The 24669-nt window shown below is 59.1% G+C and carries 25 protein-coding genes and 1 other RNA gene; 6 read left to right on the forward strand and 20 right to left on the reverse strand.

All coding sequences use genetic code 11. The features are described 5' to 3' along the window. Nucleotides 1-13: 13 nt before the first annotated feature. The 12 genes from murG to rsmI all read right to left on the reverse strand — a co-directional run bounded on the left by murG (nucleotide 14) and on the right by rsmI (nucleotide 12553). On the reverse strand, nucleotides 14-1084 hold the full coding sequence (gene murG / locus D8779_RS03370; protein ID WP_136663048.1) for an undecaprenyldiphospho-muramoylpentapeptide beta-N-acetylglucosaminyltransferase: 1071 nt from the start codon (nucleotides 1082-1084) through the stop codon (nucleotides 14-16). Then, nucleotides 1074-2300, reverse strand: coding sequence for a putative lipid II flippase FtsW (gene ftsW, locus D8779_RS03375; protein ID WP_136664418.1), 1227 nt, complete (start codon nucleotides 2298-2300; stop codon nucleotides 1074-1076). Before ftsW ends, murG begins: the two co-directional genes overlap by 11 nt. Next, nucleotides 2300-3646: a UDP-N-acetylmuramoyl-L-alanine--D-glutamate ligase gene (murD, locus tag D8779_RS03380; RefSeq protein WP_136663049.1), complete on the reverse strand. Its 1347-nt coding sequence runs from the start codon at nucleotides 3644-3646 to the stop codon at nucleotides 2300-2302. Before murD ends, ftsW begins: the two co-directional genes overlap by 1 nt. Before the next feature lie 7 nt (nucleotides 3647-3653). Then, nucleotides 3654-4736: a phospho-N-acetylmuramoyl-pentapeptide-transferase gene (gene mraY / locus D8779_RS03385; protein ID WP_136663050.1), complete on the reverse strand. Its 1083-nt coding sequence runs from the start codon at nucleotides 4734-4736 to the stop codon at nucleotides 3654-3656. After that, nucleotides 4736-6106 carry a UDP-N-acetylmuramoyl-tripeptide--D-alanyl-D-alanine ligase gene (locus D8779_RS03390; RefSeq protein WP_136663051.1) on the reverse strand — a complete coding sequence of 457 codons (1371 nt, stop codon included), beginning with the start codon at nucleotides 6104-6106 and terminating at the stop codon, nucleotides 4736-4738. The genes mraY and D8779_RS03390 overlap by 1 nt, the downstream gene beginning before the upstream one ends. Then, the gene (locus D8779_RS03395; RefSeq protein WP_136663052.1) at nucleotides 6099-7577 is read right to left on the reverse strand and encodes a UDP-N-acetylmuramoyl-L-alanyl-D-glutamate--2,6-diaminopimelate ligase; all 1479 of its coding nucleotides are present in this window, start codon (nucleotides 7575-7577) and stop codon (nucleotides 6099-6101) included. Before D8779_RS03395 ends, D8779_RS03390 begins: the two co-directional genes overlap by 8 nt. After that, the gene (locus tag D8779_RS03400) at nucleotides 7577-9316 is read right to left on the reverse strand and encodes a peptidoglycan D,D-transpeptidase FtsI family protein (RefSeq protein ID WP_136663053.1); all 1740 of its coding nucleotides are present in this window, start codon (nucleotides 9314-9316) and stop codon (nucleotides 7577-7579) included. Before D8779_RS03400 ends, D8779_RS03395 begins: the two co-directional genes overlap by 1 nt. Beyond that, entirely contained in the window at nucleotides 9313-9606 is a 294-nt protein-coding gene (gene ftsL / locus D8779_RS03405; RefSeq protein WP_136663054.1) for a cell division protein FtsL, read from the reverse strand. Before ftsL ends, D8779_RS03400 begins: the two co-directional genes overlap by 4 nt. Next, entirely contained in the window at nucleotides 9603-10550 is a 948-nt protein-coding gene (rsmH, locus tag D8779_RS03410; protein ID WP_136663055.1) for a 16S rRNA (cytosine(1402)-N(4))-methyltransferase RsmH, read from the reverse strand. The genes ftsL and rsmH overlap by 4 nt, the downstream gene beginning before the upstream one ends. Further along, nucleotides 10547-11002: a division/cell wall cluster transcriptional repressor MraZ gene (mraZ, locus tag D8779_RS03415; RefSeq protein ID WP_136663056.1), complete on the reverse strand. Its 456-nt coding sequence runs from the start codon at nucleotides 11000-11002 to the stop codon at nucleotides 10547-10549. Before mraZ ends, rsmH begins: the two co-directional genes overlap by 4 nt. Before the next feature lie 308 nt (nucleotides 11003-11310). Beyond that, an RNA gene (gene rnpB, locus D8779_RS03420) (RNase P RNA component class A) lies at nucleotides 11311-11669 on the reverse strand. A gap of 41 nt (nucleotides 11670-11710) precedes the next feature. Further along, entirely contained in the window at nucleotides 11711-12553 is an 843-nt protein-coding gene (rsmI, locus tag D8779_RS03425; RefSeq protein WP_167492559.1) for a 16S rRNA (cytidine(1402)-2'-O)-methyltransferase, read from the reverse strand. A gap of 167 nt (nucleotides 12554-12720) precedes the next feature. Between rsmI and D8779_RS03430 the strand changes: the two genes are divergently transcribed. The 4 genes from D8779_RS03430 to D8779_RS03445 are packed head-to-tail and all read left to right on the forward strand — an operon-like array spanning nucleotide 12721 to nucleotide 16057. Beyond that, complete coding sequence (locus D8779_RS03430; RefSeq protein WP_136664419.1) at nucleotides 12721-14532, forward strand: penicillin-binding protein activator; 1812 nt, start codon at nucleotides 12721-12723, stop codon at nucleotides 14530-14532. Then, a complete protein-coding gene (locus tag D8779_RS03435) occupies nucleotides 14529-14903 on the forward strand; it encodes a YraN family protein (RefSeq protein ID WP_136663058.1) in 375 nt (124 codons plus the stop codon). Before D8779_RS03430 ends, D8779_RS03435 begins: the two co-directional genes overlap by 4 nt. A gap of 30 nt (nucleotides 14904-14933) precedes the next feature. Then, the gene (locus D8779_RS03440; protein WP_136663059.1) at nucleotides 14934-15527 is read left to right on the forward strand and encodes a phosphoheptose isomerase; all 594 of its coding nucleotides are present in this window, start codon (nucleotides 14934-14936) and stop codon (nucleotides 15525-15527) included. Continuing rightward, entirely contained in the window at nucleotides 15524-16057 is a 534-nt protein-coding gene (locus D8779_RS03445) for a BON domain-containing protein (RefSeq protein ID WP_136663060.1), read from the forward strand. The genes D8779_RS03440 and D8779_RS03445 overlap by 4 nt, the downstream gene beginning before the upstream one ends. Nucleotides 16058-16132: 75 nt before the next feature. Here D8779_RS03445 and D8779_RS03450 read toward each other — a convergent pair whose 3' ends face one another. From D8779_RS03450 to rplM, 7 genes are all read right to left on the reverse strand, one after another. After that, complete coding sequence (locus tag D8779_RS03450) at nucleotides 16133-16546, reverse strand: ClpXP protease specificity-enhancing factor (RefSeq protein ID WP_136663061.1); 414 nt, start codon at nucleotides 16544-16546, stop codon at nucleotides 16133-16135. Between the two features lie 15 nt (nucleotides 16547-16561). Beyond that, entirely contained in the window at nucleotides 16562-17179 is a 618-nt protein-coding gene (locus D8779_RS03455; RefSeq protein ID WP_136663062.1) for a glutathione S-transferase N-terminal domain-containing protein, read from the reverse strand. A gap of 89 nt (nucleotides 17180-17268) precedes the next feature. Further along, a complete protein-coding gene (locus tag D8779_RS03460) occupies nucleotides 17269-18048 on the reverse strand; it encodes a cytochrome c1 (protein WP_136663063.1) in 780 nt (259 codons plus the stop codon). Next, nucleotides 18048-19259 (reverse strand): cytochrome b, encoded by a 1212-nt coding sequence (locus D8779_RS03465; RefSeq protein ID WP_136663064.1) that lies wholly within the window; start codon nucleotides 19257-19259, stop codon nucleotides 18048-18050. Before D8779_RS03465 ends, D8779_RS03460 begins: the two co-directional genes overlap by 1 nt. Next, nucleotides 19259-19852 carry a ubiquinol-cytochrome c reductase iron-sulfur subunit gene (gene petA / locus D8779_RS03470; protein ID WP_136663065.1) on the reverse strand — a complete coding sequence of 198 codons (594 nt, stop codon included), beginning with the start codon at nucleotides 19850-19852 and terminating at the stop codon, nucleotides 19259-19261. The genes D8779_RS03465 and petA overlap by 1 nt, the downstream gene beginning before the upstream one ends. A 254-nt stretch (nucleotides 19853-20106) precedes the next feature. Further along, nucleotides 20107-20499, reverse strand: a complete 393-nt coding sequence (rpsI, locus tag D8779_RS03475; protein ID WP_136663066.1) for a 30S ribosomal protein S9 — start codon at nucleotides 20497-20499, stop codon at nucleotides 20107-20109. 14 nt (nucleotides 20500-20513) lie between these two features. Then, entirely contained in the window at nucleotides 20514-20942 is a 429-nt protein-coding gene (rplM, locus tag D8779_RS03480) for a 50S ribosomal protein L13 (RefSeq protein WP_095146675.1), read from the reverse strand. 247 nt (nucleotides 20943-21189) lie between these two features. Here rplM and D8779_RS03485 point away from each other — a divergent pair, with 247 nt between their 5' ends. Next, nucleotides 21190-22227 carry an NADP(H)-dependent aldo-keto reductase gene (locus D8779_RS03485; RefSeq protein WP_136663067.1) on the forward strand — a complete coding sequence of 346 codons (1038 nt, stop codon included), beginning with the start codon at nucleotides 21190-21192 and terminating at the stop codon, nucleotides 22225-22227. A 56-nt stretch (nucleotides 22228-22283) separates the two neighbouring features. Here the strand turns inward: D8779_RS03485 and D8779_RS03490 are convergent, their stop codons facing one another. Continuing rightward, nucleotides 22284-23420 (reverse strand): acyl-CoA dehydrogenase family protein, encoded by a 1137-nt coding sequence (locus D8779_RS03490; protein WP_136663068.1) that lies wholly within the window; start codon nucleotides 23418-23420, stop codon nucleotides 22284-22286. A gap of 240 nt (nucleotides 23421-23660) precedes the next feature. Between D8779_RS03490 and D8779_RS03495 the strand changes: the two genes are divergently transcribed. Beyond that, nucleotides 23661-24566 (forward strand): GlxA family transcriptional regulator, encoded by a 906-nt coding sequence (locus D8779_RS03495; RefSeq protein ID WP_205895807.1) that lies wholly within the window; start codon nucleotides 23661-23663, stop codon nucleotides 24564-24566. The last annotated feature ends 103 nt before the right edge of the window (nucleotides 24567-24669 follow it).

Raw genomic sequence — 24669 nt, forward strand, 5'->3', positions numbered from 1 at the left:
AGCGGCGGGAGACTTAGCCACGGGCCACCTCCAGGCAGATATCGACAACGGTGCAGGTTGCATCGGGCTTGGCCAGACGACGAGCCGTCTGCGCCATATGAGTGAGTTGTTCGGGGTGCATCAAAACCTCGGTCAGCTGCGCGGCCAGCTTGGCGGCGTCAGTGGAACGTTGTGGCAGCAGGACGGCAGCGCCGGCACTGGCCAGATAATCGGCATTGCGGGTCTGGTGATCATCGATCGCGTGCGGCAGCGGCAGCAGGAACGCAGGCAGACCGGCGGCGGCCAGCTCGCTGACGGTCAAGGCGCCTGCGCGGCACACCACCAGATCGGCCCAGGCATAAGCGCGCGCCATGTCCTTGATAAACGGCGCGACCTGCGCTTCGACGCCAACCGCGCTATAGCGTTCAGTGGTAATTACATCGTGTTGCTTGCCGGCCTGATGGAAGACTTGCGGGCGCAGCTCGGCCGCCACCAGCGCCAGGGCTTCGGGCAGCAATTTGTTCAGCGGCTCGGCGCCCAGGCTGCCGCCCAGTACCAGCAAACGCGGCTGGCGATTGCGCAGCGAATCACGCGGGGTTTCCAGGAACAGCTCTTCACGCACCGGGTTGCCGGTGGTGCGGCGCTTGTCGCTGTTGCCGAAGGTATTCGGGAAGGCCTCGCACACGCGGCTGGCAAATGGCACCAGGCTGCGGTTGGCGGTGCCGGCCACGGCATTCTGCTCGTGGATGATCAGCGGTGCGCCATTCATCCGCGCCGCCAGGCCGCCGGGACCGGTGACATAACCGCCCATGCCCAGCACGCACACTGGCTGCAGCTCACGCATCACCTTGCGTGCCTGAAACAGCGCTTTGATCAGTTGGAACGGCGCTTTCAGCAGGGACAGTTTGCCCTTGCCGCGCAATCCGCTGACGTCGATCAGGTGCAGCGGCAGACCCGCTGCCGGTACCAGTTCATTCTCGATACCGCGCGGCGTACCCAGCCAATGCACGCTGTAGCCACGCGCTTTAAACTCGCGGGCGCAGGCCAGCGCCGGGAATACGTGCCCGCCGGTGCCGCCAGCCATGATCAACACATTACCGCGCATGCTGAACCTCCTCGGCGGGCTGGCCTTCGAAGAAGTCCGATTCCTTGAAGTCGACATCTTCATTGCCTAACTGGGTGCGGCGCTCCCACTCGATACGCAGCAGCAACGCCAGGCTGACGCAGCAGATCACCAACGAGCTGCCACCGTAGCTGAGGAATGGCAAGGTCAAGCCCTTGGTCGGCAGCAGGCCGACATTCACGCCGATATTGATCAGCACCTGACCGATCCACAGGAACGCCAGGCCGTAAGCGACATAGGCCGAAAAAAACTGCTTGGCCTTCTCCGCCCACAGGCCGATATACAGCGCACGCACACTGACGAACACGAACAGGGCGACGGTGATCAGGGCGCCGACCATGCCCAGCTCTTCGGCCAGCACGGCAAACACGAAGTCGGTATGCGCTTCCGGCAGGTAGAACTGCTTCTGCACGCTGTTACCCAGGCCAACGCCGAACCACTCACCACGACCGAAGGCGATCAAGGCCTGGCTCAGCTGGTAGCCGGCGCCGTACTGATCCGCCCAGGGGTCAACAAAGTTGGTCAAGCGCTCCAGGCGATAGGCCTGGCTGGTCATCACCAGCACACCCAAACCGAGTACGCAGGCCGCCAGCGGAATAAAACGCAGCAGGTTAACCCCGCCCAGAAACAACATGGCGATGGCCGCACCAACCAGCACCACGGTCGCGCCGAAGTCCGGCTCGGCCAGCAGCAAGGCTGCAATTGGACCCAGCACCAGCATTGGTTTGATAAAGCCGGTGAGCTTCTCGCGTACTTCCGTCTGACGGCGCACTAGGTAGGCGGCGATAAACATCACGCTAAACAGCTTGGCCAGTTCGGACGGTTGCAAGTTGAAAATGCCCAGGCCGATCCAGCGCTTGGCACCGTTTACTTCACGACCAATACCCGGCAACAACACCAGAATCAACAGCACCACTGCGGCTAAGAGCAACATGCCGCTGTAACGCTGCCACAGCGCCATCGGCACCAGAAGCGTGACCAGCGCTGCACTAATACCGATGGCCAGATAAATCAAATGACGAATCATGTGGTACAGCGGATTGCCCGTCTGCACTGCCGCCACTTCCGAGGACGCCGAGGTGATCATCACTAGGCCCAAGCCCAGCAAGGCCAGGCAACCGGCGAGTAACGGGAAATCAATGTCGATACCACGACGCGTATGCAGCGGCGAAGGCACGGCGAGCAGACGGGCAAGCATCATTGCAAACCCTCCACAGCCTGAGCGAACAGACGGCCGCGCTCTTCAAAGTTCTTGAACATATCCAGGCTGGCGCAGGCCGGCGACAGCAGCACTGCATCGCCCGCCTCGGCCAGCTCGGCAGCACGCTGGACTGCCTCCTCCAGGGTCTTGACCCGGATCAACGGCGCGGCGTCGACCAGTGCGTCAGCCAGCAGTTCAGCATCACGACCCAGCAACACCACGGCGCGACAGAATTTTGCGACCGGCGCGCGCAGTGCAGAGAAGTCCGCGCCCTTGCCATCGCCACCAGCGATCAGCACCAGCTTGCCGCTGATATCCGCACCCAGGCCTTCGATGGCGGCCAGCGCGGCACCGACGTTGGTGGCTTTTGAGTCGTCGTAGTAACTCACGGCGCTGCGCTCGCCCACCCACTGGCAGCGGTGCGGCAGACCAGCGAACTGCTTGAGGGTTGCCAACATGGGTTCGAACGGCAGCCCCACAGCATGGCCCAGCGCCAGCGCGGCCAAGGCATTGGATTGGTTGTGCGCACCGCGAATCTTCAACTCGCGCACTGGCAGCAGCGCCGCGAACTGATAGCCCAGGCACTTCTCGCCGTTTTCCTCAATCAAACCAAAGCGCTTGAAGTCCGGCTTGCCCAGGCCGAAGTACCAGCACGGCAGTTGATCGGCCACCAGCGGACGCGACAGCGCGTCGTCGCGGTTCACCACCACCTGCCGCGCGCCACGGAAGATGCGGTGCTTAGCCAGGTGATAAGCCGGCAGATCGGCGTAGCGATCCATATGGTCTTCACTGATATTCAGGCAGGTCGCCACTTCAGCGTTGAGCTGGTCGGTGGTTTCCAGCTGGAAGCTCGACAGTTCCATGACATACAACTCGACTTCGTCACTAAGCAAGTCCAGCGCCGGGGTACCGAGGTTGCCACCGACGGCGACCTTCTTGCCGGCTGCTGCGGCCATCTCACCGACCAGGGTGGTCACGGTGCTCTTGGCGTTGGAGCCAGTGATCGCCACGATCGGCGCCTTGGCATAGCGGGCGAACAGGTCGATATCACCGGACAGCTTCACGCCGCGCGCAGCCGCCGCTTGCAACGCCGGGGTGGCGATGGCCAGGCCGGGGCTGATCAGCAGTTCGCTGGCGCGGCAGAGGAAGTCCACGTCCAGCTCGCCGCAACGCACTTCCACCTGCGGGAACTGCTCACGCAAGGTGGCGAGCTCCGGCGGGTTGGCACGCGTATCGACCACGGCAAACGACAAGCCCTGGCGTGCGAGAAAACGCACCAGGGACATGCCGCTCTTGCCGAGGCCGACAACGATGCGGAAGTGGTCAGAAGCGATCAGGGTCATGGGTTCCTCAACGCAGTTTCAGGGTGGCAAGGCCGATCAGCACCAAAATCACGGTGATGATCCAGAAGCGCACGATCACGCGCGGCTCGGGCCAGCCTTTCAATTCAAAGTGGTGGTGGATCGGCGCCATGCGGAACACGCGCTTACCGGTCAACTTGAAGGACGCGACTTGAATGATCACCGACAGGGTTTCCACCACGAAGATGCCGCCCATGATGAACAGCACCACTTCCTGGCGAACGATGACCGCGATGGTGCCCAGGGCCGCGCCGAGGGCCAGTGCGCCGACGTCACCCATAAATACTTGTGCCGGGTAGGTGTTGAACCAGAGGAACCCCAGGCCTGCGCCAACCAGGGCGGCGCAGAACACGATCAGCTCGCCCGCGCCCGGTACATAGGGAATAAACAGGTATTCGGCAAACTTCACGTTGCCCGACAGATAGCAGAAGATCCCCAGCGCGCCGCCGACCATCACGGTAGGCAGAATCGCCAGGCCATCCAGGCCGTCGGTGAGGTTGACTGCGTTGCTAGAACCGACGATCACGAAGTAGGTCAACACCACGAAGCCCAGGCCCAGCTCCAGGCTGAAGTCCTTGAGCATCGGCAGAATCAGGGTGGTCTCCACCGGGCTCTGCGCAGTCATAAAGAGGAAGAGCGCGGCACCCAGGCCGAACACCGACTGCCAAAAATACTTCCAGCGGCTCGGCAGCCCCTTAGAATTCTTCTCGATCACCTTGCGGTAGTCATCGACCCAACCAATGGCACCGAACAACAAGGTCACGGTGAGCACAGTCCACACGTAGCGATTGGACAGGTCAGCCCAAAGCAGCGTGCTGATGGCAATGGCCGAGAGAATCAACGCGCCACCCATGGTCGGCGTGCCCTTCTTCGACAGATGTGACTGCGGGCCATCATTGCGCACCGACTGGCCAATCTGACGAATCTGTAGGGTGCGGATCATCCACGGGCCCAGCCACAGCGACAGCGCCAGGGCGGTCAAAACACCCAAGATGCCGCGCAGTGTCAGGTACTGAAACACTGCGAAACCCTTGTGGAACTGTTGCAGGTACTCCGCCAGCAGCAGCAGCATTAGTGCATCTCCCCGGATGTGCCACACAGTGCGGCCACGACGTTTTCCATCGCGGCGCTGCGTGAACCTTTAATTAGAAGGGTGGTGTCGCCCTGCTCGGCGCGAAGCGCGTCAATCAGGTTGGCTTGGTCGGCGAAGTGCCGGCCATTTGCGCCGAATTCTTCAATCGCATGGGCCATTAGCCGGCCGACGGCATAAACCGCATCGACTTTACCGAGCGCGTAGCTGCCGACCTGGCGATGGCCCTGCTCGGCCCACTCGCCCAGCTCACCGATATCACCCAGCACCAGCACCCGTCGTCCCTGGAAACCGGTGAGAATATCGATGGCGGCGCAGACAGAAGCTGGATTGGCGTTGTAGCTGTCGTCGATCACCCGCAGACCGCTCGGCGCAATCTGCGCAACGGCGCGGCCTTTAACTGGTTGCAGGCTTTCCAGCCCAGACTTGATCGCCGCAGGTTTAATCCCCAGCGCCAGGGCAGCAGCTGCGGCGGCCAGGGCATTGGCGACATTGTGCTCACCCAGCAGGTTGAGCTGAATGCGCGCCTGACCGCTGGCACATTGCAAAGTAAAGGCCGAGCAGCCACGGGCATCGCGCGCCAGCTCACTGGCGTAAACGTCAGCCGCCGGATTGCGCAGGGCGAACGAGCAAATGGCGCGCCCCTGAGCACGTTGCTGCCAGATAGCAAAGGCGCTGTCGTCTAGGTTGAGGACGGCGACGCCGCCAGCACTCAGCCCTTCGAGAATTTCACCCTTGGCTTCGACAATTTTTTCCGGCCCGCCGAACTCGCCAACATGGGCGTTACCGGCATTGTTGATGATGGCCACCTGCGGCTGAGTCAGGCCGACGGTGTAGGCAATCTCGCCGACATGGTTGGCGCCGAGTTCGATCACGCCAGCGACATGCTCAGGCGCCAGCGCTAATAAGGTCAGTGGCGCGCCGAGGTCGTTATTCAGGTTGCCACGCGTCGCCAGCACTGGGCCTTGCAGGCCTTCACGCAGGATGCTGGCAAGCATTTCCTTCACCGTGGTCTTGCCGCTGGAGCCGGTAATGGCCACCACGGGCGCATTGAACGCTTGACGGTTGAGCGCACCCAACTGGCCAAGGGCCAGGCGGGTATCGGCCACCAACAACTGTGGCAGCGGAACATTCAGCACTTCACGCTGGACCAGCGCAGCCACGGCACCTTTGTCGGCGACTTCAACCAGGTAGTCATGGCCATCGAAACGTGGACCGGTCAGGGCGACAAACAGCTGACCCGCAACAATCGCCCGACTGTCGCTGCTGACGGCATTAAACGCCACATCCGCACCGATCACCCGCGCACCCAGCGCGGCTGCCACGTCGCTTAAATGCAGCGCCTTAAGCATGCGCCACCTCCCATGCAGCCAGGGCTTTGCCGGCTTCTACCAAGTCAGAAAACGGCTGACGCACGCCGTTGATTTCCTGATAGTCCTCATGGCCCTTACCGGCCAGCACCAACACATCATCGGCATTGGCAGCGGCAATCAGCTGGGCAATAGCCTGGCCACGGCCATGCACGAACTGCACGGTCGCGGGGGCAGCAAAGCCGGCACGGATGTCGCTGAAAATCTGCTCAGGGGTTTCCGTACGCGGATTGTCATCGGTCACCAGTACGCCATCGGCCAGACGCTCAACCACGGACGCCATCAACGGACGCTTACCGCTGTCCCGGTCACCGCCACAGCCGAACAAGCACAGCAGGCGACCTTTGACGTGCGGACGCAAAGCCTCAAGGACTTTTTCCAACGCATCGGGAGTATGTGCGTAGTCGACCACCACCAGCGGCTGCACGGCTCGCCCAGGAGCGGCACCACCCAAGCGCTGCATACGACCAATTGGGCCTTGCAGCTGTGGCAGCACTTTAAGAATTTCGTCCAGCGGGTAATCCAGACCAAGCAGCGCGCCGACCACAGCCAACAGGTTGCTCAGATTAAAGCGCCCGAGCAGCGCGCTGCGCAGGTTGCCCTCACCACGCGGCGTGACCAGTGTGCCGCGTACGCCCTGCTCATCAAACTGCGCATCGCGGCAATACAGATAGGCGCGATCATCTTCGAGGCTGTAGCTGATCAGGCGCGATTCGTGCTCAGCACTCGCCAGCTCACGACCAAAGGCATCATCCAGATTGAGCACGCGGCAACGCAGGCCTGACCAAGCGAACAGTGCCGCTTTCGCCTCAGCGTAGGCCTGCATCGAGCCGTGGTAATCCAGATGATCGCGCGACAGGTTCGTCAGCACCGCCACGTCAAACGCAAGCGCTGAAACGCGCCCCTGGTGCAGACCATGGGACGACACTTCCATGGCGACTGCGCGAGCACCGGCATTCTTCATGTCGGCCAGGGTGGCCTGTACGCCAATCGGATCGGGCGTGGTGTGACGACCTTGCTCCAGCGCGCCGTAGAAACCATTACCTAAGGTGCCGACGATGCCGCAGCGCTCGCCCAGCAGATCAAGGGCTTGAGCTAACAGCTGACTGACACTGGTTTTGCCGTTGGTGCCGGTAATCCCGACCAGATGCATGCCGCGGCTAGGTTCGCCATAGAAGCGCCCGGCAATCGCCGAAAGCTGGCTCGCCAACCCTTTGATCGCCACCAGTTCGCTACTACTGGCGGTCATCTCGGCCGCGCCTTCGGCTTCAAACGCGACGGCCGCCGCGCCCCGCGCAACGGCATCCGCGATATGTACACGGCCATCTTGCTGAGTACCGGGTACGGCGAGAAACAGGTCGCCCGGACGCACCTTGCGACTGTCCAGGGTCAATTCACGAATCAACGTTGAGCTGGCGGCTTCAGGCAACAATTGACTGAGGGGCATAGGCATCAGATACGCCCTCCTTTAAGGGGATCAACGGCTGCGGTTTCAACCTTGACCGGCTCAGGTGGCGGCAAATTATCCGGGGCAACGTTCATCAAACGCAGCGCACCGGCCATGACCTTGCCAAACACCGGGGCAGATACCAGGCCGCCGTAATAGCCGCCTTGGCTGGGTTCATCAATAACAATGGCAACGGCGATACGCGGATCACTGACCGGACCAAAACCCGCAAACAGCGAGCGATAGGCATTGTCTTTGTAGCCACGGCTGCTTACAGAGGCCTTACGCGCCGTACCGCTCTTGCCTGCTACGTGATAACCCGGAACCTTGGCGCGATACACCCCACCCGGGGCTTCAATGACCTGCTGCAACATCCCTTGAATGACCGTTGCGATCGCCTCGGGAATGACCTGAACGGAATCCGGCTTACGGTCAACGCGCGCCAGTGACAGGTGCGTACTGCGGCCATTGTTAGCCAGTACTGAGTAGGCATGGGCAAGCTGTACAGCGGTGACTGACAAGCCATAGCCATAAGACAAGGTGGCCGTCTCGGCTTTGCGCCACTCACGGTAGTTCGGCAGGTTACCGACGCGCTCACCCGGGAAGCCCAGCCCAGTGTCCTGACCCAGACCGACCTGCTGCATAACCTCAAAAATTGACTGCCCACCGATATCAAAAGCGATCTTGCTCATGCCGACGTTGCTCGACTTGATCAAAATATCGGTGAGCGTGAGCGGACCAGTGCTGCGCGATACGTCGCGGATGGTGTATTTGCCGATTTTCAGGGTACCTGGGTAGACATCAACCGTATCCGTAGCCTTCCACCGCCCACTTTCCAGCGCAGCGCTCATGGAAAACGGCTTCATAGTCGAGCCAGGCTCGAACACATCGATCATTGCCCGGTTACGCATCGCCGCGGGCTGCAAGCTACGACGATTATTCGGGTTGTAGGTCGGCTGATTGACCATCGCCAGCACTTCACCCGTGCGCACATCAACCATGACCAGACTGCCGGCCTTGGCTCCGAACTCAATCAGCGCATTACGCAACTCGCGATGCGCCAGGTATTGCAGGCGCAGATCAATCGACAAGGCCAAGGTCTTACCGGCCTTGGCATTCTGTGCAACCTGCACATCCTTGATCAGCCGCCCGCGCCGGTCCTTGAGCACCTGACGCTTGCCGGGCACCCCAGCCAGCCAGTCTTCAAAAGCAAGCTCCATCCCCTCGCGACCGCGATCATCGATATCGGTGAAACCCACTACGTGGGCTGCCACCTCACCGGCCGGATAGAAACGACGAAATTCTTCGATGCCATACACACCTGGCACTTTCAAATCGAGAATGCGCTGACCCTGCTCAGGCGTCAGCCCACGCACCAAATACATAAACTCGCGCTCGGCATTGGCCTGCAAGCGCACGTTGAAGGCTTTTGGTTCCTGCCCCAGCGCCGCGGCCAACTCAGCCCACTGGGCTTTGCCACTCTGCAGCTCTTTGCCGTTGGCCCACAAAGTGGTCACCGGCGTGCTGACAGCCAACGGCTCGCCGTTGCGGTCGGTGATCAAGCCGCGATGCGCCGGAATCGGGATGTGCCGCACGCTACGAGCGTCGCCATGGGCCTGCAGAAAGCGCTGATCAAACACTTGCAGGTCAACGATACGCCAGGCAATCGCGCCGACCATCAGCACCAATACCAACAGCACCAGACGAAAGCGCCAGGGGTAGAGTGCGCCCTCGAGCCCGATCATGGCGCCACCATGCGGACTTCGGCGGCATCGGGGATGCGCATACCCAGCCGCTCGGTAGCCAGCGTCTCGATGCGGTTATGCGCCGTCCAAGTGCTCTGCTCAAGAATCAGCCGCCCCCACTCAGCTTGCGCCTTGTCGCGCACGCTCAGTTCGGCATACAGCTCATTGAGCAGCTGACGATTCCAATGCGCGCTGTAGGAAACACCGATTGCAGACGCCAACACAGCCACAAACAGCAGCAGCATCAGCATGCTGCCACCCGGCAATGGCTTGGCGAAGAGCGCGCTCATCGAAGCTTCTCGGCAATGCGCATCACCGCACTGCGCGACCGCGGATTGGCCGCAAGCTCAGCCTCAGAGGCGAACACGGGCTTACCCATCAACTTCAAGCGCGGCTCAAAGGCCTGCGGAATAATCGGCAGATCACGCGGCAGCGTGTCCCTTTCACCCTTGGCATGCTTGCGCATAAAGAGTTTGACGATACGGTCTTCCAGCGAATGGAAGCTGATTACCACCAGACGACCACCCACCTCTAGGCTTTCCAAGGCGGCGTCGAGCCCGCTCTCCAGATCACCTAATTCGTTATTGATATAAATGCGCAGCCCTTGAAAGGCGCGCGTTGCCGGATTCTTACCTTTTTCCCAGGCCGGATTGGCCACGGTCAGCACCTGAGCCAGGTCGGCGGTGCGGGTAAACGGCTGCTCAGCACGACGCAGCACGACAGCCCGCGCCATACGCTTAGCGAAACGCTCTTCACCGTACTCTTTGAGCACGCGGGCAATTTCTTCTTCCGCTGCATGGGCGATAAATTCAGCGGCGCTGACACCCGCATCCGGGTTCATGCGCATATCCAGCGGGCCATCGTGCATAAAGCTGAAGCCGCGCTCAGCATCATCCAGCTGCGGCGAAGACACGCCGAGATCGAGCAGAATGCCGCTGACTTTGCCGCCCAGATCACGCTGCGCCAGCTCATCACCCAGCTCAGCAAAGCTGCGTTGTACAACGACAAAGCGGCCGTCTTCGGCCGCTAGCGCATTTCCCGTCGCAATTGCCAGGGGATCTTTATCGAACCCTAGCAAGCGGCCGTCTGGCCCAAGCTTTTCCAGGATCAACCGACTATGCCCCCCGCGCCCGAAGGTGCCATCCAAATAACAACCATCGGCGCGCACAGCCAGCCCTTCGACAGCCTCGTCGAGTAGCACAGTAATATGGCGGAAGTTGCTGGTTATGGTCACAGGATCAGATCACGTAGGTCGTCGGATAGAGCGCCCGGTTGCTTGATCGCGGCCAAATCGGCATCGGCCACAGCATTCCAGGCATCTTCATCCCACAATTGAAATTTATTGAGCTGACCAACCAACATCGCGCGCTTGTCTAACTTGGCGTATTCGCGCAGACGCGGCGGAACCAGGAAACGACCACTGGCATCCAGCTCAAGGTCAACAGCATTGCCAATCAGCAAGCGCTGCAAACGACGGTTTTCTTCACGAAAGGAGGCGAGCTCGCGGAGTTTGGCTTCAATCAGCTCCCACTCGGACAGGGGATAGACACAGAGGCAAGGGTCAATAGCATCAATCGTGACGATCAGCTGGCCAGCGGCACGCGACACAAGCTCATCCCGATACCGACTTGGCATCGCGAGTCGCCCTTTGGCGTCGAGACTGATGGCGTTTGCTCCGCGAAACACGATTGCGCTTCCCCTTTTTTATTAGCTATCCGTGCCTAAAAAACCCACTTCGTGCCACTTCTTACCACTTGCGCACACTATAGGAACGCACGCCCCCACCGTCAAGGCGCGCTTGGCGGGAAAAACCCTTATAGAACGGCGATTTAGCGAACTTTGAGAGAGGCAAAACGGAGAAACAACACGAAGAAGCAGGCACAAAAATGAGCTTATGCAGCGCGTTGAACCACGAAGTTAAAGTAGTTTGTTAAGAGTAAGATTTTTTCGGTCTTAGAAAGGAGGCGAAACAGTGAAGCGGATAAATGAGGAAGGTGGAGAGTCGATCTGTAAGCCGGGTTCTGTCGAGGACAGTCATTCCTCTACGACGTACATCACTGCACGCCTTTAGCAACCTACCCGGTTCCAGCGCGGGCCACGCCAATGGAACCCTATTTGGTCTTGCTCCGAGTGGGGTTTGCCTAGCCACGAACTGTTACCAGTCGCGCGGTGCGCTCTTACCGCACCTTTTCACCCTTACCGGCACCGAAGTGCTTAGGCGGTTATTTTCTGTGGCACTTTCCGTAGGCTCACGCCTCCCAGGCGTTACCTGGCACTCCGCCCTATGGAGCCCGGACTTTCCTCCCCCGCATTTCGCAGAACGAAACACGGCAGCGACTGTCCGATCGACTCTCCGCGGGCAAGGTTAACGGCACGCGCCCCATAGGACAAGGTTTAAACGTCTTTCTGCTGCTCCAGGGCCACCTGATAGAGCAAGTTTTTGCGCACCCCAGTTATCTCCGCCGCCAGTGCTGCCGCGCGTTTGAGCGGCATTTCCGCCAGTAACAGATTGAGCACGCGCACGGCCTCGGCACTGACAGCATCCTCACCCTCCGGCGCCTGCCACCCCGCCACCAGCACCACACATTCGCCGCGCTGCTGGTTACTGTCCGAAGCTACCCAAGCCGCCAGCTCGGCCAGCGGCATGCCTTTGAGCGTCTCGAAGGTTTTGGTCAGCTCGCGCGCCAGCAGCGCAGGACGCTCATCACCAAACACCGCCTGCATATCCTGCAGACACTCGAGAATGCGGTGCGGCGCCTCATAGAAGATCAGCGTGCGCGGCTCTTCCTTTACCTGCTCAAGTCGCGCGCGACGCCCAGCTGACTTGGCTGGCAGGAAACCTTCAAAAATAAAACGATCCGACGGTAAGCCCGCAGCAGAGAGCGCAGCAATCAGTGCACAAGCGCCCGGCACTGGCACCACCGCAATGCCGGCTGCACGCGCCTGACGCACCAGGTGATAGCCGGGATCCGAAATCAGCGGCGTACCGGCATCGGATATCAGCGCCACATCGTCACCCGCCAACATACGCGCTAAAAAACGCCCACCCTGATCGCGCTCATTGTGCTCGTGACAAGCAGTTAAGGGCGTACCAATACCGAAGTGCTGCATCAGCCGAGCCGAATGGCGGGTGTCTTCTGCGGCAATCAGGGCCACATTGCGCAGGATGGTTAGCGCTCGCGCACTGATGTCATCCAGATTGCCAATAGGTGTAGCAACCACATAAAGACTGCCCAAAGGCGCATTTGCAGCAGCGGAAGTGGTCACAGCACAGCCTCTTTAAATCAGCAAAGCGGGCATTGTAGCCCGTTTCCAACCTTCGACATCGCGTCACCCGGCGGGCTTGGGTACAATTCGACGCTCAATTTGATCAAGTATCAGGAACGCCCCACATGCCCACCCGCCTGATCGCCCAACTGCGCCCCCTTTCTATCCTCTGCCTTGCCGGCCTGATCGCAGCCTGCGCCAGCCAGCCCTCCTCAACTCTGGGCGAGTTGCCGCGCACGCCGCAAGCCAGCATCGAACAGCTGCTGCAGCAAGCAGCGCAAAGCCCAGCCGAGCAGGCCGCGCCACTGCGCTTGTCGGCCGCCAACCTGGCCTATACCCAAAAAGACTTCGCTCGCGCCAGCAGCATTCTTGAGCAGGTCCAGCTGGAAAGCCTGAAACCGGCCCAGCAAATCTACGCAAGCACCCTGCGCGCAGAGCTAGATATGGGCCGCAACAAGCCCAAAGCGGCCCTGCAAGCCCTGAATCACCCGAGCATGGAGCGCCTCGGCGAGTTGCCGGTTGAACAGCAGGTACGCAGCCAGCTGGTGCGGGCCAATGCCCTGCAAGCCACCGGGCAGACCCTGGCCGCCGCCCGCGAACGCGTCTTTATTGCGCCACTGCTCAACGGCGCCAGCGCCACCCATAACCAAGAAGCCATCTGGGACTTGGTTTCGAGCCTACCTATGGGCGAGCTACACGCAAGCGGTGACGCTGACCTTGATGGCTGGCTGGAGCTGGCTCGCGTATCCAAGAGCGCCGGCACATTGGAACAACAGCAAACAGCGATCGACACCTGGCTCGCCGCCAACCCACAACACCCCGCCGCCCAGCAATTACCGCAAGCGCTGGCCGAACTGCAGAAATTATCCACTCAACCGCTGAACGAGATTGCCCTGCTATTGCCATTGGACGGCCAGTTAGCCAGCGTGGCTCGTGCTCTGCGTGATGGATTCCTGGCGGCCCACTATCAAGCGCAGCAAGCGGGGCAAAATCCGCCCAACATTCAGGTCTTTGACAGCTCACGCATCGGCTCCATGGACGCTTTCTACGCTCAAGCACAGGCGGCCGGCGTGCAATTGGTGATTGGCCCCCTGGAGAAGAACCTGGTCAGCCAACTGAGCAGCCGTGAACAGCTCCCCATCACGACGCTCGCACTCAACTACAGCGAAAACAGCCAAGAAGGCCCAGCACAACTGTTCCAATTCGGCCTAGCCGCCGAAGATGAAGCACGTGAAGTTGCTCGCCGTGCCTGGGCTGACGGCATGCGTCGTGCCGTTGCACTGGTACCCGCCGGCGAGTGGGGCGATCGCGTGCTCGCCGCCTTCCGCCAGGACTGGCAAGCCCAGGGCGGCACACTGATCGCCGCCGAACATGTCGACCAACCCGTTGAGCTCGCGCAACAAATCGCCGACCTATTCCAGCTGCGCCAAAGCGAAGCGCGCAGCAAGCGCCTGCAAAACACCCTGGGCAGCTCAGTGGCTGCCGCGCCGTCGCGCCGTCGTGACGTTGACTTCATCTTCTTGGCCGCTACACCGCAACAAGCCCAGCAGATCAAGCCGACCCTGGCCTTTCAGTACGCTGGTGATGTCCCGGTGTACGCCACTTCGCACCTGTTTACCGGTACGTACAACCAGGCGCAGTACATCGACCTCAACGGCATCATGTTCTGCGAAACACCTTGGTTGTTAAACGTCAACGACCCACTGCGCCAGCAGGCCACCACGCAATGGCCGCAAGCCGCCGGCAGCCTCGGGCGCCTTTACGCGATGGGCGCAGATGCCTACCAACTGGCCCCGCGCCTGAACCAACTGAAAGCGCTGCCCGACACTCGCCTGCAAGGCCTGTCAGGCACGCTCAGCATGAACCCCATGCAGCGTATCGAGCGGCAATTGCCCTGGGCTGAATTCCGTGACGGCCAGGTCCAACCACTACCCGACAGTATCAATTGACCGAGCGCATCAGCACCCAACAACGCGGCGATGCTGCCGAAGCGTTGGCGCGGCAGCATCTCGAACAGCAAGGCCTGCACCTGCTGGCACAGAACTGGCGCTGCCGCCTCGGCGAGCTCGATCTGGTCATGCTCGATGCCGATACAGTAGTATTCGTAGAAGTTCGCTATAGGCGCCATAGCGCCTGGGGCGGTGCAGCGGAAAGTGTAGATGCACGTAAACGTGAGAAACTCAGCCGCGCCGCTCAGCACTTCCTGCAACAAGAATCACGCTGGGCCAAGTACCCATGCCGCTTTGATGTGATTGCCATAACCGCCGACAGCCAAGCCCCCGCGCAACTGGACTGGATTCAAAACGCCTTTGATACCTGAACAGACGCCACACTGAAGGTTATATCTCCAATGGATATGCAAGCCCGTATTCGCCACTTGTTCCAAGCCAGCATTGAAACCAAACAGCAGGCCATGGAAGTGCTCATTCCCTTTATCGAGCAAGGCAGCCTGGCCATGGTTAATGCCCTGCTCAACGAGGGCAAAATCCTTACCTGCGGCAATGGCGGCTCAGCTGGCGATGCCCAGCACTTTTCTTCCGAGCTGCTCAATCGCTTCGAGCGCGAGCGCCCTAGCCTGCCGGCTATCGCCCTGACCACCGACAGCTCGACCATCACCTCGATCGCCAACGACTACAGCTACAACGAGATATTCTCCAAGCAGATTCGCGCACTTGGCCAACCGGGCGACGTGCTTCTGGCGATTTCTACCAGCGGTAACTCCGCCAACGTGATCCAGGCTATCCAGGCCGCTCACGACCGCGAGATGACCGTAGTTGCCCTTACTGGTCGCGATGGCGGCGGCATGGCGTCACTGCTGCTACCGGAAGACGTAGAAATCCGCGTGCCCTCCAAAGTCACTGCACGCGTTCAGGAGGTCCACCTGCTGGCCATCCACTGCCTATGCGACTTGATCGACAACCAACTGTTTGGGAGTGAAGAATGACCCGCTCACCACTGCTACTTGCCGGCCTGGCACTGACCCTTGCACTGGCCGGCTGCGGCAACCGCAGCGTCGGCAACAAGATCGACGACCAGTTTATTGCTCCGGAAGTCAGCTCCAACGTAGCCCGCGCCCATATCGACCTGACCAGCCCGACTTCGCATATCGTGGTCACCAGCTACAACGGCGTGGTTCTACTTGCCGGGCAAACCCCGCGCAATGACTTGAAAGGCATGGCCGAACAGGCGGCACGCAAGGTCAATAATGTCCGCAAGGTGCACAACGAACTGCAAGTGCTGCCGCCGACCTCGCTATTGGTGCGTAGCAACGATTCACTGCTAACCAGCCGCATCAAGACGCAGATGCTTGCAGACAGCAGCGTGCCGGGCTCACGCATCAAAGTGATCACCGAGAACGGCGTAGTGTTTATGCTCGGCCTGGTTTCGCAAGCTGAAGCCACCCACGCCACCAACCTGGTGCAAAGCGTCTCGGGCGTGCAGAAAGTGGTAAAGCTGTTCCAGTACAGCAACTAACCCGGAAAAGCTCAAAAGCAGCTAGCTACCCGAATGACAGACAACAAAAAGGCGATCCTCGGATCGCCTTTTTGTTTATTTGACCACTTTCAAACTGGGCCTACCACTCGGGCGTGGAGGCTCGTCATCAGGCGGGCTCTGCTCATCCGGATCTTCGATCTCGTCACCATCGAGCATCGACGATTCCGCCTCAAATACCATGCCTTGTCCATTCTCCCGCGCATAGATCGCCAACACGGCAGCTGCGGGGATATACAAGCTTTGTGGAACCCCGGCAAAGCGCCCCTCAAAGCTGACCGCCTCGTTGTCCATATGCAGATGCCGCACCGCCGTCGGCGAAACGTTCAGAACAATTTGCCCATCACTGGCAAACCCGGTAGGTACCTGCACACCGGCGAACTCGGCATTAACCAGCAAGTGCGGGGTGCAGTCGTTGTCCACGATCCACTCATAGAGGGCTCGAACCAGATAAGGACGACTCGACTTCATCACGACCTCCTCGGATTAACGCATATCACGTTCAACAGGCGACAAACTGGCCTGGAACGCTTCACGTGCAAACTGACGATCCATGTAGTCCAGCAACGGCTTAGCCGGCTTTGGCAACTCTATCCCCAGAATCGGTAAACGCCAAAGAATCGGCAGCAGGCAGCAGTCCACCAGACTCAATTCCTCACTGAGGAAATACGGCTTATCGGCAAATAGCGGCGAAACGCCCGTAAGGCTCTCGCGCAGCTCTTTGCGCGCCACCACACGGGCTGGCTCTTTGCTACGCGGATCTAGAATCAGATCTACCTGCGCGCACCAGTCACGCTGGATGCGGTGAATCAGCAGACGACTATTGGCACGCGCCACCGGATAGACCGGCAACAGCGGCGGATGCGGGTAACGCTCATCCAGGTATTCCATCACCACAGTTGACTCATACAGAGCCAAATCGCGATCCACCAATGTCGGCAGGCTGGCGTAGGGGTTAACCTCCAGCAGCTTGGCCGGATAACGGCCTTTTTCGACACTGATGATCTCGGCGCTGACACCCTTCTCGGCGAGCACAATACGTACGCGGTGGGAATAGTGGTCGGCGGGGTCGGAGTAACAGGCCAACCGATTGGTCACGCCCATGGCGGTCCTCCTCGCTTATAAAGTTATGTGAAGCAGAAAGACCTGCGCGCCCAGAGGGGCGCGCAGGTCAACAGCGGAGATGCAAAGAATTAATGCACGTCCTTCCAGTATTCACGCTTGAGCAGATAGGCGAATACAAAGAAGAAGGCAAGATACAGCAGAACGTAGGTGCCGATGCGCTGACTTTTCAATTTAACCGGATTGGCCGAGTACGCCAGGAAGGTCACCAAGTTCTGGATCTTCTCGTCGAACTCTTCAGCACTCAATTGACCCGTCTTAGGCTCAACCACCAGCTGATCACACGCTTCATGCGTGATCGGCGTACCGGTCAGCGGATCAAACAGCTTCTTGCCGTCTTCAACCACCTGCACCTGCTTACAACCGATGTACTGACGCCCCTGCAGGCCGACCAACACGTTCGGCATACCCACATTCGGGAAGACCTTGTTATTGGCCCCCAATGGACGCGCGGTATCTTCATAGAAGGTACGCAAGTAGGTGTACAGCCAGTCATTACCTCGCACACGGGCCACCAACGTTAGGTCAGGCGGAGCTGCACCGAACCAGTTTTTAGCGTCGGCCGGCTGCATGCCGATTTTCATGTGCTCGCCAATCTTGGCGTCGTTGAACACCAGATTGTCCAGCATGACGTCATGGGGGATACCCAAGTCATCCGCCACCCGCTCATAGCGCTGAAACTTGGCGCTATGGCAGCCCATGCAGTAGTTGGCGAACGTACGCGCACCATCCTGCATGGCTGCTTTATCGGTCAGGTCGATGTCCACTTTATCCAAGTGAACACCGGCACCGCTGGCAAACGCGAAGGCTGGCAACGCAGCCATAACAAACGCAGCAAATAGCTTTTTCATCAGCCCGTCACCCTTTCCGGAACCGGTTTGGTTTTTTCCATCCTGGTGTAGAACGGCATCAGGATGAAGTACGCGAAGTACAGGAAGGTACACACCTGCGACAGCAGCGTACGACCCGGGGTAGGAGCCAGAACCCCCAACACACCAAGAATCACGAAGGATACGCAGAACACCAGCAACCAGATCTTGCTCATCCAACCTTTGTAGCGCATGGATTTAACCGGGCTACGATCGAGCCAAGGCAAGACGAACAACACAGCAATTGCAGCGCCCATGGCAATTACGCCGAGCAGCTTGTCCGGCACCGCACGCAAAATTGCGTAGAACGGCGTGAAGTACCACACCGGGGCAATGTGCTCTGGGGTCTTAAAGGAGTTAGCGACTTCGAAGTTAGGCTTCTCGAGGAAATAACCACCCATTTCCGGGAAGAAGAAGATCACGAAGCAGAAGATAAACAGGAACACCACGACACCGACGATGTCTTTCACCGTGTAGTACGGATGGAAAGCGATGCCGTCGAGCGGGATGCCGTTCTCGTCTTTCTTTTTCTTGATATCAACGCCGTCAGGGTTATTCGAGCCGACTTCATGCAGCGCCAGGATGTGCAGCACCACCAGACCGAGAATAACGATCGGCAGCGCGACAACGTGCAAGGCGAAGAAACGGTTCAGGGTAATACCCGAAATCAGGTAGTCACCACGAATCCACTGCGTCAGGTCCGCACCGATCACCGGGATGGCACCGAACAGCGAGATGATCACCTGGGCACCCCAGTACGACATCTGCCCCCACGGCAGCAGGTAACCCATAAAGGCCTCAGCCATCAGCATCAGGTAGATCAGCATGCCGAAGATCCACACCAGCTCACGTGGCTTCTGGTAAGAGCCGTAGAGCAGACCGCGGAACATATGCAGATAGACCACAACAAAGAACGCCGAAGCACCAGTGGAATGCATGTAGCGCAAGATCCAGCCGTACTCCACATCACGCATGATGTATTCGACTGAAGCAAAGGCCTCTTCCGCCGACGGCGTATAGCTCATGGTCAGCCAGACGCCAGTGACGATCTGATTAACCAGCACCAGCAGTGCCAGCGAGCCGAAGAAGTAGAAGAAGTTGAAGTTCTTTGGGGCGTAGTACTTGGATAGATGGTCTTCCCACATCTTGGTCGCGGGAAAGCGTGCATCGACCCATTCCATGAATTTACTCATCATGCTTGCTCCTGATCCACACCGATGATGATCACATCATCCGACTCGTACGTGTGCGGCGGCACCGGCAGGTTCAAGGGCGCAGGCTGGGCCTTGTACACGCGACCAGCGAGGTCATAGCGCGAACCGTGGCACGGGCAGAAATAACCCCCGACCCACTCGGCACCCAAATCAGCAGGCGCGACTTCTGGACGGAAGGACGGCGCGCAACCCAAGTGCGTGCACAGCCCTACCAGCAGCAGCACTTCCGGCTTGATCGAACGGGTTTTCGGATCGACATAGCTCGGCTGCTCGGACGCCTTGGAGTCGAAGTCAGCCAGCTGACCCTCGATTTTCACCAAGTTGCTGAGAATTTCCTCGGTACGGCGCACGATAAACACCGGCTGCCCCCGCCACTCAGCAACCATCTGCTGACCAGGCTCAATTTTGCTGACGTTCACCTTAACGGGTGCTCCGGCAGCTTTAGCCTTGGCACTAGGGAACCAGGACCCCACGAACGGGACCGCGGCACCCACCGCTCCTGCAGCGCCCACCACAGAGGTGGCCGCTACCAGAAAGCGACGCCGGCCTGCATTCACGCCGTCATTGCTCATTCAGTCGTCTCCCATCAGCTTTATGGCCTGTTGGTCAGGCCTATACTTGGTAAAAATCGAGTCGCGCAAAAAGTTTGCCAAATGGTAAAGAAAACCCCCTCTACTGACAAGGTAATTACCCGTGCAGAGCGGACGTAACCCCTTACAAATCAGGGCATCCAAGGATGCGGCATGATGCCGCAGCAGCAATAAGCACCCATAAAAAAACCCAGCTCCGAAAGGAAGCTGGGCTTTTTTTGAACGCAGGTCGCGAATTAACGCTTGGAGTACTGCGGACGCTTACGCGCTTTACGCAGACCAACCTTCTTACGTTCAACTTCACGGGCATCGCGAGTCACGAAGCCAGCTTTACGCAGAGCAGGACGCAGAGCCTCGTCATAGTCCATCAGGGCGCGGGTGATACCGTGGCGGATTGCGCCAGCTTGACCACTTACGCCGCCACCGATGACGGTAACGAAGATATCGAACTTCTCGGTCATCTCAACCAATTCCAGCGGCTGACGAACTACCATGCGGGCAGTTTCGCGACCGAAGAAACCGTCAAGAGTGCGGTTGTTGATGGAGATTTTGCCAGTACCCGCACGCAGGAAAACGCGAGCGGTTGAAGTCTTGCGACGGCCAGTGCCGTAATTTTGAGTCGCCGACATAATGAACTATTCCGTTAAAACTTCAGTTCTTGGGGCTGCTGAGCAGTATGTGGGTGTGCAGCGCCCGCATAGACTTTCAGCTTACGGTACATGTCGCGACCCAGCGGGTTCTTAGGCAGCATGCCTTTAACCGCGGTCTCGATCACGCGCTCAGGGGCTTTAGCGATCAGCTTTTCGAAGTTGATCGACTTGATGCCGCCCGGGAAACCGGAGTGGGAGTAGTACATCTTGTCAGTGGTCTTAGCACCAGTAACGCGAATCTGCTCAGCATTGATGACAACGATGTAATCACCGGTATCAACGTGCGGAGTGTACTCAGGCTTGTGCTTGCCACGCAGACGACTCGCGATTTCGGTGGCCAGACGACCCAGGGTCTGACCTGCAGCGTCGACGACGAACCAGTCGCGCTGAACTGTTTCCGGTTTAGCAGTAAAAGTTTTCATTCTTTATAGCCTCAGGGGCCGCCCTGATAATTAAGACGGCGGATCTTACTGAATAGTGCGTACTTTGACAAGTCAAAGGCAGCCGAAAACAGGCGCTATCGGGGGCTCGGGTCAGCGCGTCCGTAATACGGCAAGATTCTTCGGCAAGCGGCGCATCACTTCCACTGCAGAAAGAGGTGCGCAATTATCCAGATTATGTGAAAAATATCAACACGATTGTGCAACCCCACCATAAAAGGAGCATTTAATGGATTACCGCCGACTTGGTCGCACAGACATTAAGGTCAGCAGCATCTGCCTTGGCAGCATGACCTGGGGCGAGCAAAACAACGCTCAAGAAGGCATGGCACAGATTGAGCGCGCCAAATCTTATGGGGTAAATTTCCTCGATACGGCCGAGATGTACCCGGTACCACCACGCGCCGAAACCTACAGCAAGACCGAACAGATCATTGGTGACTATTTCAAGCAGCGTGGTGATCGCGCCGATTGGGTGCTAGCCAGCAAAATTGCCGGACCCGGCAATGGCATCGGCTATATCCGCGGCGGCCAGCTCAAGCACAACCGCGAACACATAGCTGCAGCCCTGGATGCCAGCCTCAAACGCCTGCAAACCGATTGGATCGACCTCTATCAGCTGCATTGGCCGGAGCGCCCCACCAATTATTTCGGTCAGCTCGGCTACCACCATCAAGACAGCGACTTCACGCCGTTAGAAGAAACCCTTGAAGCGCTCGATGAGCAGGTCAAAGCCGGCAAAATTCGCCACATCGGCCTGTCCAATGAAACCCCCTGGGGTACCATGAAATTCCTGCAACTGGCCGAGCAACGCGGCTGGCCACGCAGCGTATCGATCCAGAACCCCTACAACCTACTTAACCGCAGTTTCGAAGTGGGCCTGGCAGAAATCGCCATTCGCGAGCAATGCGGGCTGCTGGCTTACTCACCACTGGCTTTCGGCATGCTTTCCGGCAAGTACGCAAACGGCGCCCGCCCGGCTAATGCGCGCATCAGCCTGTTCAGCCGTTTTACCCGCTACACCAACCCGGAGACAGAAAGCGCCTGTGCACGCTACGTCGCCCTGGCGCGCGAACATGGCCTGGACCCGGTGCAAATGGCCTTGGCGTTTGTAACTGCGCAACCTTTTGTCACCAGCAATATCATTGGCGCGACGACCATGGAGCAACTCGATAGCAACCTGGCCAGCAGCGAACTCACGCTGAGCGCAGAGGTATTGAGCGCAATCGAGGCCATCCATAAAACCCAACCCAACCCCGCCCCCTAACAGATAGAGCCCAACAAAAAGCCCGGCAATAGCCGGGCTTTTTGATCAGCCGCGAATCACAACGAGCGCGCGATGATCTCTTTCATGATCTCGTTGGTACCGGCATAAATGCGCTGCACCCGTGCATCCGCCCAGGCCCGCGCCACCGGGTACTCCCACATATAGCCGTAGCCGCCGTGCAGCTGCACGCACTCATCGAGCACCTTGCACTGCAGGTCGGTGCCCCAGTACTTGAGCATCGCGGCCGTCGGCACATCCAGCTTACCCTCAAGGTGCAGCTCCAGGCAGCGATCGACAAATACCCGGCCGATCTGAATTTCGGTGGCCATTTCCGCCAGCTTGAAGCGGGTGTTCTGGAAATCGCCAATCGGCTTGCCGAACGCTTTGCGCTCACGGGTGTACTCCAGCGTCCACTGCAGCGCCGCCTCGGCCGAGGACAAGGCACCGATACCGACGGTCAGACGCTCCTGTGGCAGCTCCTGCATCAGGTAGGCGAAGCCCATGCCAGCCTGCCCCAGCAGGTTTTCCTTGGGTACGCGTACGTCTTGAAAGAACAGCTCGGAGGTGTCTTGCGCCTTCATGCCGACTTTCTCCAGGCGCTTGCCTTTGGAGAAGCCTGGTGTATTGGCTTCGACGAGAAACAGGCTGGTGCCCTTGGCGCCGGCTTTCGGGTCAGTCTTGGCCACCACAATTACCAGATCAGCGAGAAAGCCGTTGGTGATAAAGGTCTTCGAGCCGTTGATCACATACTCGTCGCCGTCTAGCACCGCAGTGGTTTTAACGCCCTGCAGATCGGAGCCTGCACCCGGCTCGGTCATCGCGATGGCGGTGACCATTTCTCCGGAGACCAGCTTGGGCAAATACTTGAGCTTCAGCGCCTCAGAACCGTAATGCAGGATGTAAGGCGCAACGATGTCGGAGTGCAGGGAGAAGCCGATGCCGGTGAGACCAAGACGACCTACTTCCTCAATCACCACGGTGCTGTAAAGAAAGTCCGCCGCCATGCCGCCGTACTCTTCCGGGATATGCGAGCAGAGCATGCCGGCCTCTCCCGCCTTGCTCCACAACGCACGATCGATGTGGCCGTCCTTCTCCCATTGCGCATGAAAAGGCACGGCTTCCTGCTCAAGAAACTTGCGTACGCTGTCGCGAAACTGCTCGTGCTCGGAGCTGAAAATCGTTCTGGGGATCATGGCAACACCTGCTGAATAGGGCGATTTAAAAGTGGCCTCGACTTTAGCCAAGCAAACGCTTGGTTACACTGGACACAAGCGCCAATAAATAAGACGATCCAGCCAACTCATGACCACTTAGCCTTAACAAGAACAGTATCTATGTCTATTCAGTCATCCGCGCCGCTGCGCCGCGTCAGTATTCTTGCCACCGAAGGCGTGTTCGCCTCCACCCTGATGCAAGCCAAGGACTTCTTCCACATGGCCAGCCTGCGCTTCGGCAAGCAGCAGGGCTTGGGCCTGACCCCGACATTCGAGATTCTCCTGGTCAGCCCGGACGGACAACCCGTACGCAGTTTCAGCGATGTGTTGATCCCGGTTGATGGCGCGCTGGGGGATGCCGACGTCATCATCCTGCCGGCGTTTTGGGATGACTTCGACGCTCTCTGCCAGCGCCATCCACAGGTGCTCAGTTGGCTGAAACAGCGTCACGCCGCCGGCAGCGCGATCTGCGGTGAAGCCACCGGGGTTTTCTGGATGGCCCAGGCCGGCCTACTCGACGGCAAGGAAGCGACTACTTACTGGCGCTTCTTCAACGAATTCACCGAGCGCTTCCCCAAGGTGTTGCTTAACCAAGAGAAGCACCTGTCCGATGCCGACAACCTGTATTGCGCCGGCGGCACCACCTCAGCCTGCGACCTGTACATCTATTTGATCGAACGCTTCTGCGGGGCCAACGTGGCCCAAGGCGTAGCCCGCGATATCCTTTATGAAGTGCAGCGCAATTACGCCCCCGGACGCATCGGGTTTGGCGGACAGAAGCTGCACCACGACATGACGGTCCTACAGATCCAGCAGTGGCTGGAAGACCACTTCGCGGACAAATTCCGTTTCGAGGATGTCGCCCGCGAACACGGCATGAGCATCCGCAACTTTATGCGCCGCTTCCAGACGGCCACCGGTGATAAGCCGCTGCACTACCTGCAGCGACTGCGCATCGAAACCGCCAAAGGCCTGCTCAGCGCCACCCGCAAAAGCATCAAAACCATCAGCTATGAGGTGGGTTACGACGATGCCAGCTTCTTCGCCCGCCTGTTTCGTCAGCACACGGAACTGTCCCCCAACCAGTACCGCCGCCAGTTCCAACACAAGGACAGCCATGCTTAAGGTCGGCGCGGGATCGCAGCCGCAGAACTGAAAAGCCGCGCAACTCATCCTTGGATGGGTGGGACGCGGGCGGCAGCCCTCTATGATCGACGCATACTTACAA

The sequence above is a fragment of the Pseudomonas leptonychotis genome, from assembly GCF_004920405.1.
Lineage (GTDB): Bacteria > Pseudomonadota > Gammaproteobacteria > Pseudomonadales > Pseudomonadaceae > Aquipseudomonas > Aquipseudomonas leptonychotis.